This is a genomic window from Luminiphilus syltensis NOR5-1B, from assembly GCF_000158175.1.
GTDB lineage: Bacteria > Pseudomonadota > Gammaproteobacteria > Pseudomonadales > Halieaceae > Luminiphilus > Luminiphilus syltensis.
In genome coordinates this window covers 1,016,759-1,031,789 of sequence record NZ_DS999411.1, presented here as the reverse complement: position 1 = coordinate 1,031,789, position 15,031 = coordinate 1,016,759, and the positions used below count along the sequence as shown (strand labels likewise).

The 15,031-nt window shown below is 56.6% G+C and carries 12 protein-coding genes; 6 read left to right on the top strand and 6 right to left on the bottom strand.

The window, feature by feature from the left end; genetic code table 11:
* Positions 1 to 12 precede the first annotated feature (12 nt).
* Positions 13 to 1,254: a DNA recombination protein RmuC gene (locus NOR51B_RS04610; protein WP_154647601.1), complete on the top strand. Its 1,242-nt coding sequence runs from the start codon at positions 13 to 15 to the stop codon at positions 1,252 to 1,254.
* A gap of 309 nt (positions 1,255 to 1,563) precedes the next feature.
* On the opposite strand, the gene NOR51B_RS04605 is transcribed toward NOR51B_RS04610, so the two are convergent.
* From NOR51B_RS04605 to NOR51B_RS04580, 6 genes are all read right to left on the bottom strand, one after another.
* Entirely contained in the window at positions 1,564 to 3,342 is a 1,779-nt protein-coding gene (locus tag NOR51B_RS04605) for a putative Ig domain-containing protein (protein WP_009020952.1), read from the bottom strand.
* A gap of 699 nt (positions 3,343 to 4,041) precedes the next feature.
* Entirely contained in the window at positions 4,042 to 6,474 is a 2,433-nt protein-coding gene (gene gyrB, locus NOR51B_RS04600) for a DNA topoisomerase (ATP-hydrolyzing) subunit B (protein ID WP_009020938.1), read from the bottom strand.
* Between the two features lie 44 nt (positions 6,475 to 6,518).
* On the bottom strand, positions 6,519 to 7,592 hold the full coding sequence (gene recF / locus NOR51B_RS04595) for a DNA replication/repair protein RecF (RefSeq protein ID WP_009020075.1): 1,074 nt from the start codon (positions 7,590 to 7,592) through the stop codon (positions 6,519 to 6,521).
* A 66-nt stretch (positions 7,593 to 7,658) separates the two neighbouring features.
* Positions 7,659 to 8,756, bottom strand: a complete 1,098-nt coding sequence (dnaN, locus tag NOR51B_RS04590) for a DNA polymerase III subunit beta (RefSeq protein ID WP_009019959.1) — start codon at positions 8,754 to 8,756, stop codon at positions 7,659 to 7,661.
* A gap of 52 nt (positions 8,757 to 8,808) precedes the next feature.
* On the bottom strand, positions 8,809 to 10,287 hold the full coding sequence (dnaA, locus tag NOR51B_RS04585; protein WP_040481780.1) for a chromosomal replication initiator protein DnaA: 1,479 nt from the start codon (positions 10,285 to 10,287) through the stop codon (positions 8,809 to 8,811).
* A gap of 227 nt (positions 10,288 to 10,514) precedes the next feature.
* Positions 10,515 to 10,769: a hypothetical protein gene (locus NOR51B_RS04580; RefSeq protein WP_009019388.1), complete on the bottom strand. Its 255-nt coding sequence runs from the start codon at positions 10,767 to 10,769 to the stop codon at positions 10,515 to 10,517.
* Positions 10,770 to 10,817: 48 nt separating this feature from the next.
* Between NOR51B_RS04580 and rpmH the strand changes: the two genes are divergently transcribed.
* The 5 genes from rpmH to mnmE are packed head-to-tail and all read left to right on the top strand — an operon-like array spanning position 10,818 to position 14,722.
* Entirely contained in the window at positions 10,818 to 10,952 is a 135-nt protein-coding gene (gene rpmH, locus NOR51B_RS15150; RefSeq protein WP_081443891.1) for a 50S ribosomal protein L34, read from the top strand.
* 39 nt (positions 10,953 to 10,991) lie between these two features.
* Entirely contained in the window at positions 10,992 to 11,351 is a 360-nt protein-coding gene (gene rnpA, locus NOR51B_RS04575; RefSeq protein WP_040481778.1) for a ribonuclease P protein component, read from the top strand.
* On the top strand, positions 11,348 to 11,644 hold the full coding sequence (yidD, locus tag NOR51B_RS15145) for a membrane protein insertion efficiency factor YidD (RefSeq protein ID WP_407635206.1): 297 nt from the start codon (positions 11,348 to 11,350) through the stop codon (positions 11,642 to 11,644). The genes rnpA and yidD overlap by 4 nt, the downstream gene beginning before the upstream one ends.
* A 3-nt stretch (positions 11,645 to 11,647) precedes the next feature.
* On the top strand, positions 11,648 to 13,366 hold the full coding sequence (yidC, locus tag NOR51B_RS04570; protein ID WP_009019401.1) for a membrane protein insertase YidC: 1,719 nt from the start codon (positions 11,648 to 11,650) through the stop codon (positions 13,364 to 13,366).
* 3 nt (positions 13,367 to 13,369) lie between these two features.
* Positions 13,370 to 14,722 carry a tRNA uridine-5-carboxymethylaminomethyl(34) synthesis GTPase MnmE gene (gene mnmE / locus NOR51B_RS04565; RefSeq protein WP_009019702.1) on the top strand — a complete coding sequence of 451 codons (1,353 nt, stop codon included), beginning with the start codon at positions 13,370 to 13,372 and terminating at the stop codon, positions 14,720 to 14,722.
* Positions 14,723 to 15,031 lie beyond the last annotated feature (309 nt).

Sequence of the window (15,031 nt, the reverse complement as noted above, 5' to 3'; positions counted from 1 at the left end):
CGCGCCATTGCCGTGGATGCGGAGCAGCGGGCGCGCAAGGAAATTAGCGAGCTGGGGGCGGCTCTTTCCACCAAAACGAAGGAGGCGGCCGATGCCATGGCCGAACTGCGCGCCGCACAGGCAAGACAGGAAGAGCGCGATCGCAACCATCAGGAACAGCTCGCGCAGTTTGAGGCCAGCCGGGCCCTGCTCAAGCAGGAGTTTGAGGTGTTAAGCCAGACCATCCTCAAGAACAAGGAACAGGAGCTAAAAGCCGGGAATCGAGAAAGCATCGGCGCCCTGCTCAACCCCCTGGAAAAACAAATCCAGAATTTCCAGCAAAATGTCAACGAGCTGCGCGGCGAGTTCCTCAAGAGTAATACCTCGCTGTCTGAGCAGCTGAAAGCGCTGGAGGGTGTGAGCCTGTCGATGTCGGCAGAAGCCAATAGCCTTACCCGGGCGCTCAAGGGTGACAACAAGATCGCCGGCAACTGGGGCGAAACCCAGCTCGAAAAAACCCTGCAGCTCGCGGGGCTCAACCCCGGCGAGCACTTCGAAACCCAGGCGGCGTTTAAGGATGTCGAGGGCCGCAAGCTTATTCCCGACTTCGTGGTGCGGCTGCCCAAGGACAAAAACCTCGTCATCGACGCCAAGGTCTCGCTGGTTGATTACGAGCGCGCCATCTCCGCCGAAACCGATGTGGAGCGGGAGGCCGCACTCGCAGCCCACGGCCGCTCAATGCGCAACCATATCGATGGCCTGTCGTCGAAGGACTACGCCAACTTGCCGGGTATGGCGAGCCCTGATTTTGTACTGATGTTCGTCTCGGTGGAGCCCGCGTACATCGAGGCGATGCGGCAAAACCGGGATCTGTTCAACTACGGGTATCAGAAGAACGTGATTATGGTCTCCCACACCACGCTGATGCCGATTCTTCGCACCGTCGCGAACCTATGGATGATCGAGCGCAGCAATGCGGAAGCGCAGGAAATCAGCGATCGCGCCGGTGAGATTTTTAATGCGGTGTGTACGGTGGCTGAGCGGCTCGAGGGCCTTGGCGGATCACTGCAGGCGGCGAGCAATCACTACAACAAGACGGTGACCGCGCTGATCGGCCGCCAGGGCCTGCACGGCAAAGTCGACCGGTTTCAGTCGCTGTCGGCGAAGGCCAACAAGACCTTTCCCGAATCGCTGCAGCCGATTGGTACCGAGAATGATGCGCCTCGGTTGGGGGCGACGTTTGACGCACCGCCCAAGCCACCTGAAGAGCCCTAACTCGATCCATCAATGGAAGCTGATATTTTCAACCTCCTAATCCATGAAAACGAGTTGAATGGGCGCTCGGGTAAGTGGCTGGCATGGCAAGGGGCACGGTCATAAGAACTTAACGCCAGCATGGACTGTGCGGGGCTATTCGTCGCAATGGAAAACGGCGTTAGCAAATTTACGGCTTTGGCCAGCCGTCAAAGCCTTCATGTGGTGTGGCGTAGTAAACCGCACCCAAGATTAAAAGCGACGAACTGTCACCAAGCCGACACATGTGTCGGCTTGGTGACAAATAAAGCGGTGACTGCGGTTTAGGCCTTACGGGGCGGCCACCGTTAGGGTGAAGACCCGGACAGCAGCAGAATTTTCGGCAACCACCTCAATAGTTATGTCGTAAGGCCCGCCTGAAGGTGTATCCCATTCCAAAACCCCCGAGTCCGCGCCTATAGCTAGAGTCCCTGGGGGAACAGGAGACACGCCAACAATACGGAAGGCGTAAGGTGGCGATGCGCCTGCATCACCTGATGCTCTTATCACCGTCGCGTACAAAGTTCCCGTCGTGGCGGAAGGCAAGGCTGCATCTGTCGTGAATTCGACAGCAGGAACTGCACCCCCATCACGAGTCACCGCGTAAGATTTCGTAACCACCGTTCCCGCTGAGTCAGTCACTTGAACTGACACCGGGTAAATCCCTGGGGGCGGATCGGTGGCTAGAGTAACGGCCCCATCAGTGGACACGGCAAAACCAGCGGGGGTGTCCGGTCCAGGAACAAGCGCCCAGGTATAAGGCGGTGTTCCTCCCTCTGCGTCTAGAATAGCGGCATAAATTGAAGTGGTGATGTTGGGAAGCGTTTCAGTGGCAATTGACAGGAATGTCGAGCCTGCGTCGCCCCCACCGCCACCATCTGTCGCCTGAAGGGCAAAAGTTACCACCAACGACGTGACTACTGTCGAATCGCCGTCGCTGACCGAGACGGTAACACCGTAAGCGCCGTTTGAAGCGGGCACGCCCGAGAGAACACCACTCGAGGTGAGTCCCAGACCCGATCCGCCACCACTCACTAGACTCCAGGTATAAGACCCACTTCCGCCCACCGCGTTAAATGCTGCCGCGTACGGAACCCCTACAACACCACTTGGCAACGTCGTGGTCTCTATAGCCAGCGGAGTTTGCGGGCCGGCAACGGTAAGCGTCAACGACTTGGTAGCGGTATCAGTCCCATCCGAAACTCTCACGGTCAGGCCGTAGCTACCTTCATCTGGCCCCTGGCCAGACAACACACCGTTGCTGCTCAGGGTAAGACCGGAACCACCGGCAGAAACGAGTTGCCAGGAGTAACTGTCGTTGTCACCACCCGACGCGGATACAACCGCCGCATAGGTGGCATTCTCCCGCGCGCTGGGTAGTGCGACAGTGTCAATACCGAGCGGGGGAATCGCCTCACCAGTCACTGTGAGCAGTAATGACCGTTGCGACGTGACGCCCGTATCGTCGGTAACTTTAATCGTTAAACCGTAAGTCCCCGGGGTTCCAATCGTGCCACTAAGAATGCCGGTGGCATCCAAGGACAGCCCGGTATCACCATCTTCAATGAGCTCCCACGCATAGGGCTCAGCCCCACCCGTGACTTCAACAATCGCAGAATACGGGATGTCGCGCTCAGCGGGAGGGAGCGCCGTGCTGGTGATAGCGAGTATCGGAACCAGAAACTCGATGGTGAACGATCGCTCGGCTTCGTTGCCGTCGTTGTCTCTGACGGAAACCGTAATACCGTAAGTGCCTTCCTCTATGGGTGCTGCTGCGCGCAACACACCGGAGTCATCGAGCGTAACGCCCGTGCCATCGTCGTTGACCAGTGACCAGGAATAAGGCGCTGTGCCGCCCGTCGCTTCAAGTACCTCGGCATAGGGTAGTTGGACTACGTCAGGAAGCAGGATCGCCGTAATCGCAAGGTCAGACTGACCATCAGCGGGCAGGAAACTGCTGCCACCGCCGCCACCGCCACCGCAGGCGGCCAGGGTCAGGATAGCGAGTACCGCCATTGAGCGGGAAACAAACGCTCTGGGAGCGAATAGTGAGCGAAAGCGGTTGGTCATTAGCGTCCCCTAAGAGGATGGGTCACCGGCTCTTACTGGCGATGCTTGCCCATCTCACTCGTTAATGATGTCAATATCCAGTGCTGAGCGTACTCTAGCCTGAAATCAACAACGAATCGATAAAAGGCTACCACAATAATTACAGGGATAGCGCGGCTTGTCACAAAGAGGCGCGAAGAAGCACGTGTTCAAGTGCGGTCCGCGGCCCACGATCAAAAGTGCAACCCGAAAAGCCTTCCCACTTCGAATCGAATTTCGCACCTTATTCGAGGAAAAAACCGGTGAACAAAGCGAGTTTCATCGCGAACTTCAGGGTTCGTCACTCTCCCCGCAGAGACCTAGCGTGTGACGTCGCACCTGGTGCGGTCGAAATAATCCTGAAGATGGCACCGCCGCAAGGTGAGGTGGGCGGGAGTCCTTTGAGCGTCGACGAGTGACTTTGACAGGGTGCTGACCTTGCTGGAGCTACGCGAGCAGCTCAAAGGACTACCGGCTGCCTCGCCGAGTTCAAACCTTAGGGGGTGGTCGTCAGCGGCTGCCTTACTGAGCAATGAACTAGGTGCCGCTTGCTACGCTGGTTTTGACCAGCACGTCAGCAGGCAACCGGAGTCAGCTCAATCCCGGGCCAGTCCTGTAATGCAACGCGACCAAGAGGAGAACTCGGGCAGCGTAACGCAGCAACGGATTCAAGCCCCGGTATTACACATCCAAGTTCTCGACCGCCAGCGCATTGGCTTCAATAAATTCGCGGCGGGGTTCGACATCGTCCCCCATCAGCGTTGTAAACATCTGGTCGGCGAGGATGGCGTCCTCGATTTTCACCCGCAGCATGCGCCGATGTTCGGGATCCATCGTCGTCTCCCACAACTGATCGGGGTTCATCTCACCGAGGCCTTTATAACGCTGGATCGAATAGCCCTTCCGCGCCTCGCTAAGAAGCCACGTCAGGCCTTCGGTAAAGTCGGTCGTCTCGAGGACTTTTTCGCCTCGCTTGAAATACCCACCGGGCTCAATCAAGCCATCCAGGGTCTGCCCCAAAGCGACCAGCGACGCGTACTCCTTGGACACGAAAAAGCCGTGTGTCAGCGGGATTTCTGTGACGTTGCTGTGGGATAGCTGGCGGATAACCGGGTATTCGATACCCCGCTCCGAATCCACCCTAACGCTGTAAGTATACTGATTGCGGCTGGCCCTATCGGTGTGTAAGCGCTCACTTAGTTCTTTGGCAAACGCCTCGACTCGAGCGGTATCGGTAAGATCGGACACCTCGAGACCCGCGGTCATATAGGGTATTTGCCAGAGCAGCTCGGGAGGGTAAACCCGCGACAGTCGGTCGATGGTCGCCGCCACCGACTGATACTGTGCAACCAGTTCGGCCAGTGCGCCACCCGTGATGGCGGGGGCATCGGCGTTGACGTGAAGCCCTGCACCATCGAGCGCCCCCTCGGTCAGGTAGCGTTCCAGAGCCGGCTCATCCTTCAGGTACTGGCTACTTTTACCGCGACTGATTTTATACAGCGGTGGCTGTGCAATAAAGACGTGGCCTCGCTCGATAAGTTCGCGCATCTGGCGGAAGAAAAAGGTCAGGAGCAGCGTGCGAATATGCGACCCGTCCACATCCGCATCGGTCATGATGATAATGCTGTGATAGCGCAGCTTATCCGGGTCAAATTCGCTCTTGCCAATACCGCAACCGAGGGCCGTCACCATGGTACCGACCTCCTGGGAAGACAGCATCTTATCAAAGCGCGCCTTCTCCACGTTGAGGATTTTGCCCTTGAGCGGCAGGATGGCCTGAAACTTTCGGTTTCGCCCCTGTTTCGCGGACCCTCCCGCGGAATCACCCTCCACCAGGTAGAGCTCGCACAGAGCGGGATCCCGCTCCTGGCAGTCCGCCAGCTTGCCCGGGAGCCCTGCAATATCAAGCGCACCTTTGCGCCGGGTCATATCCCGGGCTTTCCGTGCCGCTTCCCGCGCTCGCGCGGCGTCCAGCATCTTGCCGACGACCAGCTTGGCTTCCGCCGGATTTTCAAGCAGGAAATCGGCGAAGGCGGCGCCCATAGTCTGTTCCACGGCCGTCTTCACTTCGCTGGAGACCAGTTTGTCCTTGGTTTGCGAAGAGAACTTGGGATCGGGCACCTTCACCGAGATAATCGCCGTCAGGCCCTCGCGGGCATCATCACCCGTCGTGTTGACTTTGGCCTTCTTCGCCAGGCCCTCGCGCTCTATATAGTTATTCAGGGTTCGCGTCAGCGCGGATCGGAAGCCCGCCAGGTGGGTTCCCCCATCACGCTGGGGAATATTGTTGGTGTAGCAAAAGATATTCTCCTGGAAGCTGTCGTTCCATTGCAGCGCCACTTCGACGCCCACACCACCATCGACCTCGGTCATAAAGTGGAAAACCCCGTTAATCGGCGTTTTATTGCTGTTCAGGAACTGTACGAAGGCGTGTAAACCGCCATCGTAAGCGTAGGTCTCGGACTTACCGGAACGCTCGTCTTTTAAAACAATCTTCACGCCACTGTTAAGAAAGGCAAGCTCTCGCAAGCGTTTGCCCAGGACATCAAAGTGAAATTCAATATTGGTAAAGGTTTCCGGCGACGGTTTAAACCGAACCGCCGTGCCCGTCTCCGTGGTTTCGCCTACCACCGCCAGCGGTGAATCGGGCACCCCGTGACGGTAAATCTGCTCGTAGAGCTTGTTTTGCCGACGAATCGTCAGTTGAAGGTGCTCAGACAGCGCATTGACCACCGAAACACCCACCCCGTGCAAACCGCCGGACACCTTGTAGGTGTTGTCATCAAACTTTCCGCCGGCGTGTAGCACGGTCATGATGACTTCAGCCGCCGAAACCCCCTCTTCATGGGTTTCCGTGGGGATTCCACGCCCATCATCGGCCACCGTCACCGACTCGTCCGGGTGAATGATGACGTCGATCTGTGAACAGTGGCCGGCCAGGGCCTCGTCGATGGAGTTATCAACGAGCTCAAACACCATGTGATGCAAGCCCGTGCCGTCGTCGGTATCGCCGATATACATGCCCGGTCGTTTTCGAACGGCGTCGAGACCCTTTAAAACCTTAATGCTCGACGAATCATACTCATTCATGGAATCACCGGTTGTTTCGCTCATTGCTACTCCGCTTTGTCGCGTCGGCGCCACCTTTGACGCACTTTCTAAACGCTTACCACACTGCCCTGTTCCACGTGGAACAGGGTTAATTCACTACCCGACCAGAAAGCGGGCACCTCATCGCGATCGACCGCGGTGAAGACTACCTGCCCACCTGCGGCCACCAATTGATCACAGACCGCCCGGGAGTGGCCGCTATCGAGCTCTGCCAGCAAATCGTCCACCAAATATACCGGCGTCGATCGGGATTGCTGCGCGATTAACCCGCCCTGCGCCAGCTTCAGCGCCGTGGCCGCCAATTTAAGCTGCCCGCGAGACATCACTTCTGCCGCGGGCCGGCCGTCAATCAACAGCTTGATGTCAGCGCGGTGGGGCCCCACATGTGTGAACCCCTGTAACCGATCCGACTCGAGACTTCGTTCTAACGCCTCAAGGAGACCCACCGTCTTGTCCCAGCCGGCACGAAAAACCAGCGCCATACCCGCAATATCATCAGACAAGGCTTCTGCGCTGGCAACAAACCGGGCCTGCAAGGCATCGAGCGCCACACTGCGCATTTCGGTGAGCTTTTGGCCCGCGCTGGCCACCTCCCTCCGCCATGCTTCATCGCCCTCCAGTGTACCACGACGCAACCCCGCATTACGCTGCCGCAACGCCCGTTGGAAGCGACGCCAGGCCGGCAAGAATGACTGTTCCACGTGGAACACGCTGGCGTCGATAAACCGACGGCGCCCCTCGGGCTGCCCGTCAATCAATGACACAATGCCGCTATCCATGACCACCACCGGCAACACTTCGGCCAGCATCGCAAGCGAGGTAACCGCTTCGCCGTTAATCCGCGCAATCACCGATCCATCTTTGCTTCTCTGAATTCCCAGCTGCTGATTGCGATTGCCCTCTGTCACTGTCGCGGTTACCAGGCAGTGGTCCCGATCAAAGCCAATAACTGGCTTAGCGGAATTGGCTCGGAAGGATCGACCCACCGCCAAAAGATGAATCGCCTCAAGAACGCTGGTCTTACCCGAACCGTTGCGGCCGTACAGTAAGTTGGCGGAAGAACCCAAAGACACCGACGCATCGAGGTTACGCACACCCTCAATAGCGAGCTGTTTAATCACTGCCTGGTGTGTCCATGATTGACTGAGCTAACCGACCGCTGTCGGTTTCACGCGACGGTGGCTGGCTCAGAGCCGCATCGGCATGACCACGTAGAGCGAATCGCCCCCGTCGGCTTCTTCGAGCAAGGCGCTGCTGGCCGCGTCGGCAAGGGACAAACGCACCTTTTCGTCGCCGAGCACCGATAGAACATCGAGTAAGTAGCTGACATTGAAGCCAACTTCGAGGGGATCTCCCTGAAACTCAACCGAAACAACCTCTTCCGCCTGTTCCTGCTCCGGGTTGTTAGCCGTTATTTCCAGGGTATCGTCGGCAATCTTGAGTCGAACGCCGCGGTATTTTTCGTTGGACAGGATTGCAGTTCGGGTGAACGCCTGCCGCAGGGTTTGTCGATCACCCACAACAGATTTGTCCGGCGACTTCGGTAACACCCGCTCGTATTCCGGGAACTTGCCGTCTACCAACTTGGAGGTAAAGGTAAATTGCAGGTTGGCGGCTCGCACATGGTTACTGCCAATCACCAGCGTGACCGGGCCATCGCCCTCGAGCAACCGCGCCAACTCCAGCACGCCTTTGCGGGGAATAATGACCGAGGCATCACCGGCCTCAACGGGCTCCTGCGCCGTACAAAGCGCCAGCCGATGTCCGTCCGTTGCCACCATACGCAGGCGTCCGCCCAGGATTTCAAGCAACATTCCATTCAGGTAATAGCGCACGTCCTGCTGCGCCATGGCAAAACCCGTCCGATCAATCAACCGCTTCAGCACGGACTGGGGCAACGACACCGACACCTCGCCCTCACTGCTTTCAACCGTCGGAAAGTCAGCCGCCGGAAGCGTGGACAGCGTGAATCGGCTGCGACCGGCTTTGACCGTTGCCTTACCACTGTCAACGCTGAAATTGATTTCTGAGCCCTCAGGCAGGCTCTTGCAGATATCAACCAGTTTCCGCGCGGGAACAGTGATCTCCCCCGCTTCGCCAGGCTCCGCGAGATCCACGCGACCCAGCAGCTCGACCTCCAGATCAGTGCCGGTGAGCTCCAGGCGATTACCCTCTACCCGCAACAGGACATTGGACAGAATGGGCAGGGTTTGCCGACGCTCGACCACGCCAGCCACAAGGTTAAGGGGCTTAATCAACGCATCCCGGGGAATCGTAAAATTCATGCGGTGGCACACTCCAGGCCGAATAATCAACAACGAGGTGAGGCGGGTATGACTAGGTGGTCAATGATCGCATCAAGTTTTTGAAATCTTCTCGAATATCTGACGTTGTTTCGCGAAGATCCCGTATCTTACGACATGCGTGGAGAACTGTCGTGTGGTCTCTGCCGCCAAAGGCGTCGCCGATCTCAGGCAGGCTGTGATTGGTTAATTCCTTGGCCAACGCCATTGCCATCTGACGAGGTCGGGCCACCGAACGACTGCGCCGCCGCGATAACAAGTCCGCGAGCTTAATCTTGTAATACTCGGCAACGGTTCGCTTGATATTATCAAGACTGATTTGCCGATCCTGCAAGGCCAGCAGGTCTTTCAGGCTGTCCTTGATAAGCTCTATATCGTAGGGCCTTCCTGTGAAGTTAGCACTCGCTATCACTCTTTTTAGGGCGCCCTCTAGCTCTCTAACATTGGAGCGGATCCGTTGAGCGATAAAGAATGCTGCTTCCGGAACGAGATCAATGTCGGCCTCCGCGGCTTTTTTCATCAAAATGGCCACCCGCGTTTCGAGCTCCGGGGGCTCCACAGCGACGGTTAGGCCCCAACCAAACCGGCTCTTCAGGCGCTCTTCGAGGCCGTCTATCTCCTTGGGATAACGATCGCAGGTCAGAATCATTTGCTGGCCGCCCTCCAACAAGGCATTAAAAGTGTGGAAAAACTCCTCCTGGGAGCGATCCTTGTTGGCGAAAAACTGAATATCGTCGATCAGTAATGCATCTACCGTACGGTAATAGCGCTTGAAATCGTTAATGGCATTCAATTGAAGCGCCTTCACCATATCGGCCACAAAACGCTCTGAGTGCAAATACACGATTTTGGCGTCAGGCTTTCTGGCACGGAGCGCGTTGCCTACCGCGTGCATCAAGTGGGTTTTGCCAAGCCCCACCCCGCCATAAAGAAACAGCGGATTGTAGGAATTACCCGGGTTTTCAGCCACTTGCTGCGCCGCCGCCAAAGCGAGCTGGTTGCTTTTACCCTCAACAAAACTGTCGAAGGTATAGCCCGACACCAGATTGCGTTGATTGGCCGCCAGAGCCGCCGCTGGCGTCGCTCTGGGTAGGGCGATAACGTTGCCCGGATCGACGGCCGCAGCGTCGATATCTGAGTTGAACCCCCTTTTGTCTGAGTCCGGAGTCGTCGACGTGCCTCCGGGCTCCTCATCTGCCGGGGTATCAGTGACTCCCGCAGTCGGCGACGACGAAGTGCTGCTGCGAAAGCAGGCCCGTTCTGCGACGACAAAACTCACTGCGCCCAGGCCAGAAGGCAGCTGCTGGGCAAAATATCGGGTGATGTCGTCCCCATACTTGTTTTCGACGAAGTCGCGGATAAATCGATTCGGAGCGCTAATGGTAATGCCCGCCTCATCGGCGCGGCCTTCAAGGGGCCGAATCCAGGTGTTGAATTGTTGTTGTGGCAACGCGCCCTTGAGGTAGTTCAAGCACTGCTGCCATGGATCTGAAGCGTGAGGATGCGCGGTCAAGATTCGCTCCGTCGTATTAGCGGTAAAAATCACGGGCTTCGCTCGACTCGACGAGGCCCTATTATTGTTGCGACCCGGCACCGGGCCTTTTTGCTAAGAGATCGGGTTGTCAGCACGCGGCGCACGCACAGACTGCGTTTTTATCCCCGGCGACGCGCCGTGCATCCCAAACTCTAGTGAGTCGGTCTAGGTTATCCACAAGGCGGGGTGCTTAGCAACTACTTTTTTTACTGTTTTATCAATAAGTTAAAAACCACCGATACGGTCGGCCCAAAATCGAGCGCTCCCGATCCGCAGATTTTTTTCTGTGGATAAGCTGTTATTAACTTGGTGTAAAAATGTGCTTTCACCGCCTTACTGGTGTCACCAATCCTGCCAACGGTATATTTTGCCGCCAGTGACAGGTGAGTGCTGACCAACTTAGCAAAGAGTGTGGGCGTCCGTGACGCCAACCCAAACCCCTTGTCAGATGCCGCCAGCATCAATATACTCCGCGCCCCTTAACTATTGTCTGCACAGGGCGTACCGTCATGAAGCGTACATTCCAACCCAGCGTTATAAAGCGCAAGCGAACGCACGGATTTAGAGCACGAATGTCTACCAAAGGTGGTCGTAAAGTCATTGCCCGCCGACGTGCGCGCGGCCGTAAAGTCCTATCTGCTTAATATAAGCACGGCCTGATTCAGTGATGACTGGGGCCGTAAATGCCTACTCCGTCTCTCCACTTCCCGAAAAGCGCTCGGCTGTTAACCGCATCCCAATTCACCCGGGTATTTGAGCGCAATAGCCATCGTGCGGGCGCAAAGCACGCGCTGGTACTCGGTAGCACCAACGATTTGACGCAATCTCGCCTCGGTTTGGTCGTAGCGAAGAAGCACGTTCGCCTCGCCCATGAACGCAACAGAGTCAAGCGGCTGGTGCGCGAACACTTCAGACAACACCCGCTGCAGACGCCGCTGGATGTTATCTTCCTCGCCAGAAAAGGGCTTGCAGAACTCAGCAATAGGGAAATTGAAACGCTACTTGCTGACCTTTGGAACACGCTGGTGAGTGTACGTCAGTGAGAACCGCCCTGTTTTTTCTGCTGGGTTTACCGAGACGGTTAGCGCTTGCGCTCATCGATGGTTATCGCTACTTCATCAGTCCTTTTTTCGCGCCCTCCTGCCGCTTCAGTCCTACCTGCTCCTCATACGCGAGAACGGCTATCCTTGAATTTGGCCTTGTCAGGGGCCTATCTCTGACAATTAAGAGGCTCGGCCGCTGTCACCCCTGGTGCGATGGCGGTTATGATCCGGTGCCGAAAAACCCCAGGCAAAACACCATCGACCCCAACGCAACTCCCGGAAGCAAAACATAGATTATGGATATTCAGCGCTACCTATTAATTGCCGCGAGCGCGGCTCTCGCCGTCATGTTGCTAGGCGAGTGGACGGTGTTCAAGGCCGAACAGACCGAGAGCGTGAACGACACCCGCCAGCGCATTGATACCGGGATGGCCCCGACGGGCGGTAACGAAGCACAGACCCCAGCAGCCAATTCTGGCCCGGTGCCGGAAACGCCGACGCCCGCGGTCACTGTCGAAGACCTACCCACACTGACCGATGCGGTCCCTGCCCCAAGCCAAGACATTGCCGCGGACAGCACACTGATTGCCGTGAAAACCGAAACACTGGAATTGGTAATCGACCTCAACGGCGGCGATATCATTGAAGTGGCGCTACCCAGGTTCCCCGAGCAGATCGATGATCCCAATCAGCCCTTCATGCTGCTGGAGCAGAACGATCGGCGCACCTATATTGCGCAAAGCGGTCTGGTGGGTAGCGACGGCATCGATCATCCGCAGCGGGCACACTACGTTTCCGCGCAAAGCGAATACACGGCAACTCCCGGTCAACCCCTGAGCATAGAGCTCGCCTGGGCGGGAAATTCATCCGAACTCGCCATCACAAAACGGTTCACCCTCGATCCTGAAAGCTATGTAGTCGACGTCGAGTACAGCGTCACCAACAACCGTGGCAGCCGCTGGCAAGCGGTCCCCTTCGCACAATTAAAGCGCGATAACACGCCGCCACCCAACGCCGATACCAGCGGACTGGGTATGAAGCCCTTTCTTGGCGCTGCCCTGACGCAACCCGACGATCGCTTTACCAAGTTCGATTTTGGCGATATTGCTGACGAACCCTTCCGCAAAACGCTGCCCGGCGGATGGATTGCTTTGATGCAGCATTACTTTGTCAGCGCCTGGATCGCCAACCCCAACCAGTCCCATAACTACAGCACCCGACAGACCACGAGTGGGTTTAATATTGTCGGCTTCACCAGCCCTGCCCTCGCTGTTGACAGCGGTAATACAGGATCCGCGGGATACCGACTGTACGTTGGTCCCAAGGACCAGTACCAACTGGCCGAACTCTCTGACCATCTGGACCTCACCGTCGATTACGGCTGGTTGTGGTGGATCGCCCAGCCCCTGTTCTGGCTTCTGACGAAAATCCAGTCCGTTGTTGGGAACTGGGGTGTCGCTATCATCCTGCTGACTGTTTTGGTGAAAGGCGCTTTCTTCAAGCTGTCCGCCACCAGTTATCGATCCATGGCTCGCATGCGCAAACTGCAGCCGAAAATGGTCGATATCCGCGAACAGTATGCCGACGACAAATCAAAGCAATCCCAAATGATGATGGAGCTGTACCGCAAAGAAAAAGTGAATCCCATGGGCGGCTGCTTACCAATCCTGATTCAGATGCCGGTATTTATTGCCCTGTATTGGGTGTTGATGGAATCCGTAGAGTTGCGGCACGCCCCCTTCGTGCTGTGGATTAAAGACCTGTCAGTAATGGATCCTTACTTTGTACTGCCGCTTATGATGGGCGCCAGTATGTTCTTTATGCAGAAATTGAACCCACCACCACCGGATCCCATGCAGGCGAAAATAATGCAATGGCTTCCTGTTATCTTCACGTTCTTCTTCCTGTGGTTCCCGGCTGGGCTGGTGCTCTATTGGGTGGTCAACAACTTGTTGTCGATGACTCAGCAATATGTGATCACACGGGCTATCGAGCGGGAAGGCGTCAAGGCCTGACCCATGGCGGGCCTTGTTCTCGACAAGGACACGATCGCCGCGATCGCCACGCCTCCGGGACGCGGTGGTGTCGGCATTATCCGATTATCCGGACCCCGCGCCCTACCGATCGCCGAGGCTATATGTGGGGGGCCGTTGGCACCGCGCACGGCTCACTTTCGATCCTTTTCTGATCAACAGAATGACGCGATTGATAACGGCATCGCACTCAGCTTTCCAGCACCCCACTCGTTCACCGGGGAGGATGTGGTCGAGCTGCAGGGCCACGGCGGACCGGTCATACAGTCTCTGCTTCTGGAACGATGCCTCGAACTGGGTGCCAGAATGGCGCGTCCTGGCGAGTTTTCGGAGCGGGCGTTCCTCAACGACAAGATTGACCTGGTCCAGGCCGAGGCCATCGCTGACCTGATAGACGCGCAGACTCGATCAGCCGCAAAACAGGCCAAAGCGTCATTGTCCGGACGATTCTCAGACCAACTGACGGCATTGGCAGGAACAATTCTGGACTTACGCAAATATGTTGAGGCCGCCATCGATTTTCCAGACGAAGATATCGACTTCCTCGCCGAGGGAAAGGTGGCCGGCCAGCTTACCGCTCTCGCCAATAATGCGAAAGAACTGCTGGCTGGAGCGCGACGCGGTGCCATTGTTAGAGCCGGGGCACAAGTCGTTTTGGCCGGAAAGCCGAATGCCGGCAAGAGCAGTCTGATGAACCGCCTGGCGGGCGATGCCGTCGCGATTGTCACCGATGTGCCAGGAACCACCCGGGATCTGCTACGCCAACCCATAGAACTGGGCGGTGTAGCGCTGCACCTGACAGACACCGCCGGCCTTCGGGACAGTGAAGACACCGTCGAACAGGAGGGCGTAAAGCGGGCGCGATCGGCAATAGAAATGGCCGATGTCATCCTCCACGTCATCGATGATACCCAAACCGATTCAGCGCCCTCCAACTCAACAGAGACCATCGATGGCAAGACACTACTGGTCTATAACAAAATTGACCTCTCAGGCAGAAAACCCGGACATATTGAAGGGGAATCTACCGCGGCCGTCGCTATTTCAACCAAGACCGGTGCAGGAATGGCGAGCTTCGAAGAGGTGCTTCTGGGCATACTCGGCGTCAGTACCGACACAGAAGACCCCTTTTCAGCACGAGAACGTCATATCCGGATACTGGAAACCGTCAATAACAGCCTGGCCACAGCCCTGGAACAGTTTTTACTCAGTGGAGCAGGAGAATTGCTCGCTGAGGACTTGCGACTCACCCATGATCAGTTGGGTGAAATCACCGGACGGGTGACCACCGAAGATTTATTGGGAGAAATATTCAGTAATTTTTGCATCGGTAAATGAATTTCCCCCGTGGTTCTACCCACAAGTTTTACGCTGTAATTGCGAAAAGGCTCACGCTTGATTCCTGGAGTAGACGCAGTAATCCACAGACCAGGAGTGCCATAAACAGCTTTCCCACAGGTCATTGAGCTCTGATCCGCATTATTCAAAACACGTCGATTTGATAGGGACAAGTACCCGTACAACCCGGGTAGGGGTCTGTTGATAACTTGAACGTTCGAAACTGAAGGGCTTTTCCCCAATCTGTCCCCGTCAAAAACAAGCTGGGCTGACAGGTGCTACACACGCATATACGTTCAGTAAGCGTTT

Coding starts and splice junctions, on each gene's coding strand:
- gyrB (WP_009020938.1), bottom strand. CDS start 6,474: ATGAGCGAAACAACCGGTGATTCCATGAATGAGTATGATTCGTCGAGC.
- mnmE (WP_009019702.1), top strand. CDS start 13,370: ATGGCGGGCCTTGTTCTCGACAAGGACACGATCGCCGCGATCGCCACG.
- NOR51B_RS04580 (WP_009019388.1), bottom strand. CDS start 10,769: ATGCTGGCGGCATCTGACAAGGGGTTTGGGTTGGCGTCACGGACGCCC.
- dnaN (WP_009019959.1), bottom strand. CDS start 8,756: ATGAATTTTACGATTCCCCGGGATGCGTTGATTAAGCCCCTTAACCTT.
- rnpA (WP_040481778.1), top strand. CDS start 10,992: ATGCCTACTCCGTCTCTCCACTTCCCGAAAAGCGCTCGGCTGTTAACC.
- NOR51B_RS04605 (WP_009020952.1), bottom strand. CDS start 3,342: ATGACCAACCGCTTTCGCTCACTATTCGCTCCCAGAGCGTTTGTTTCC.
- rpmH (WP_081443891.1), top strand. CDS start 10,818: ATGAAGCGTACATTCCAACCCAGCGTTATAAAGCGCAAGCGAACGCAC.
- yidC (WP_009019401.1), top strand. CDS start 11,648: ATGGATATTCAGCGCTACCTATTAATTGCCGCGAGCGCGGCTCTCGCC.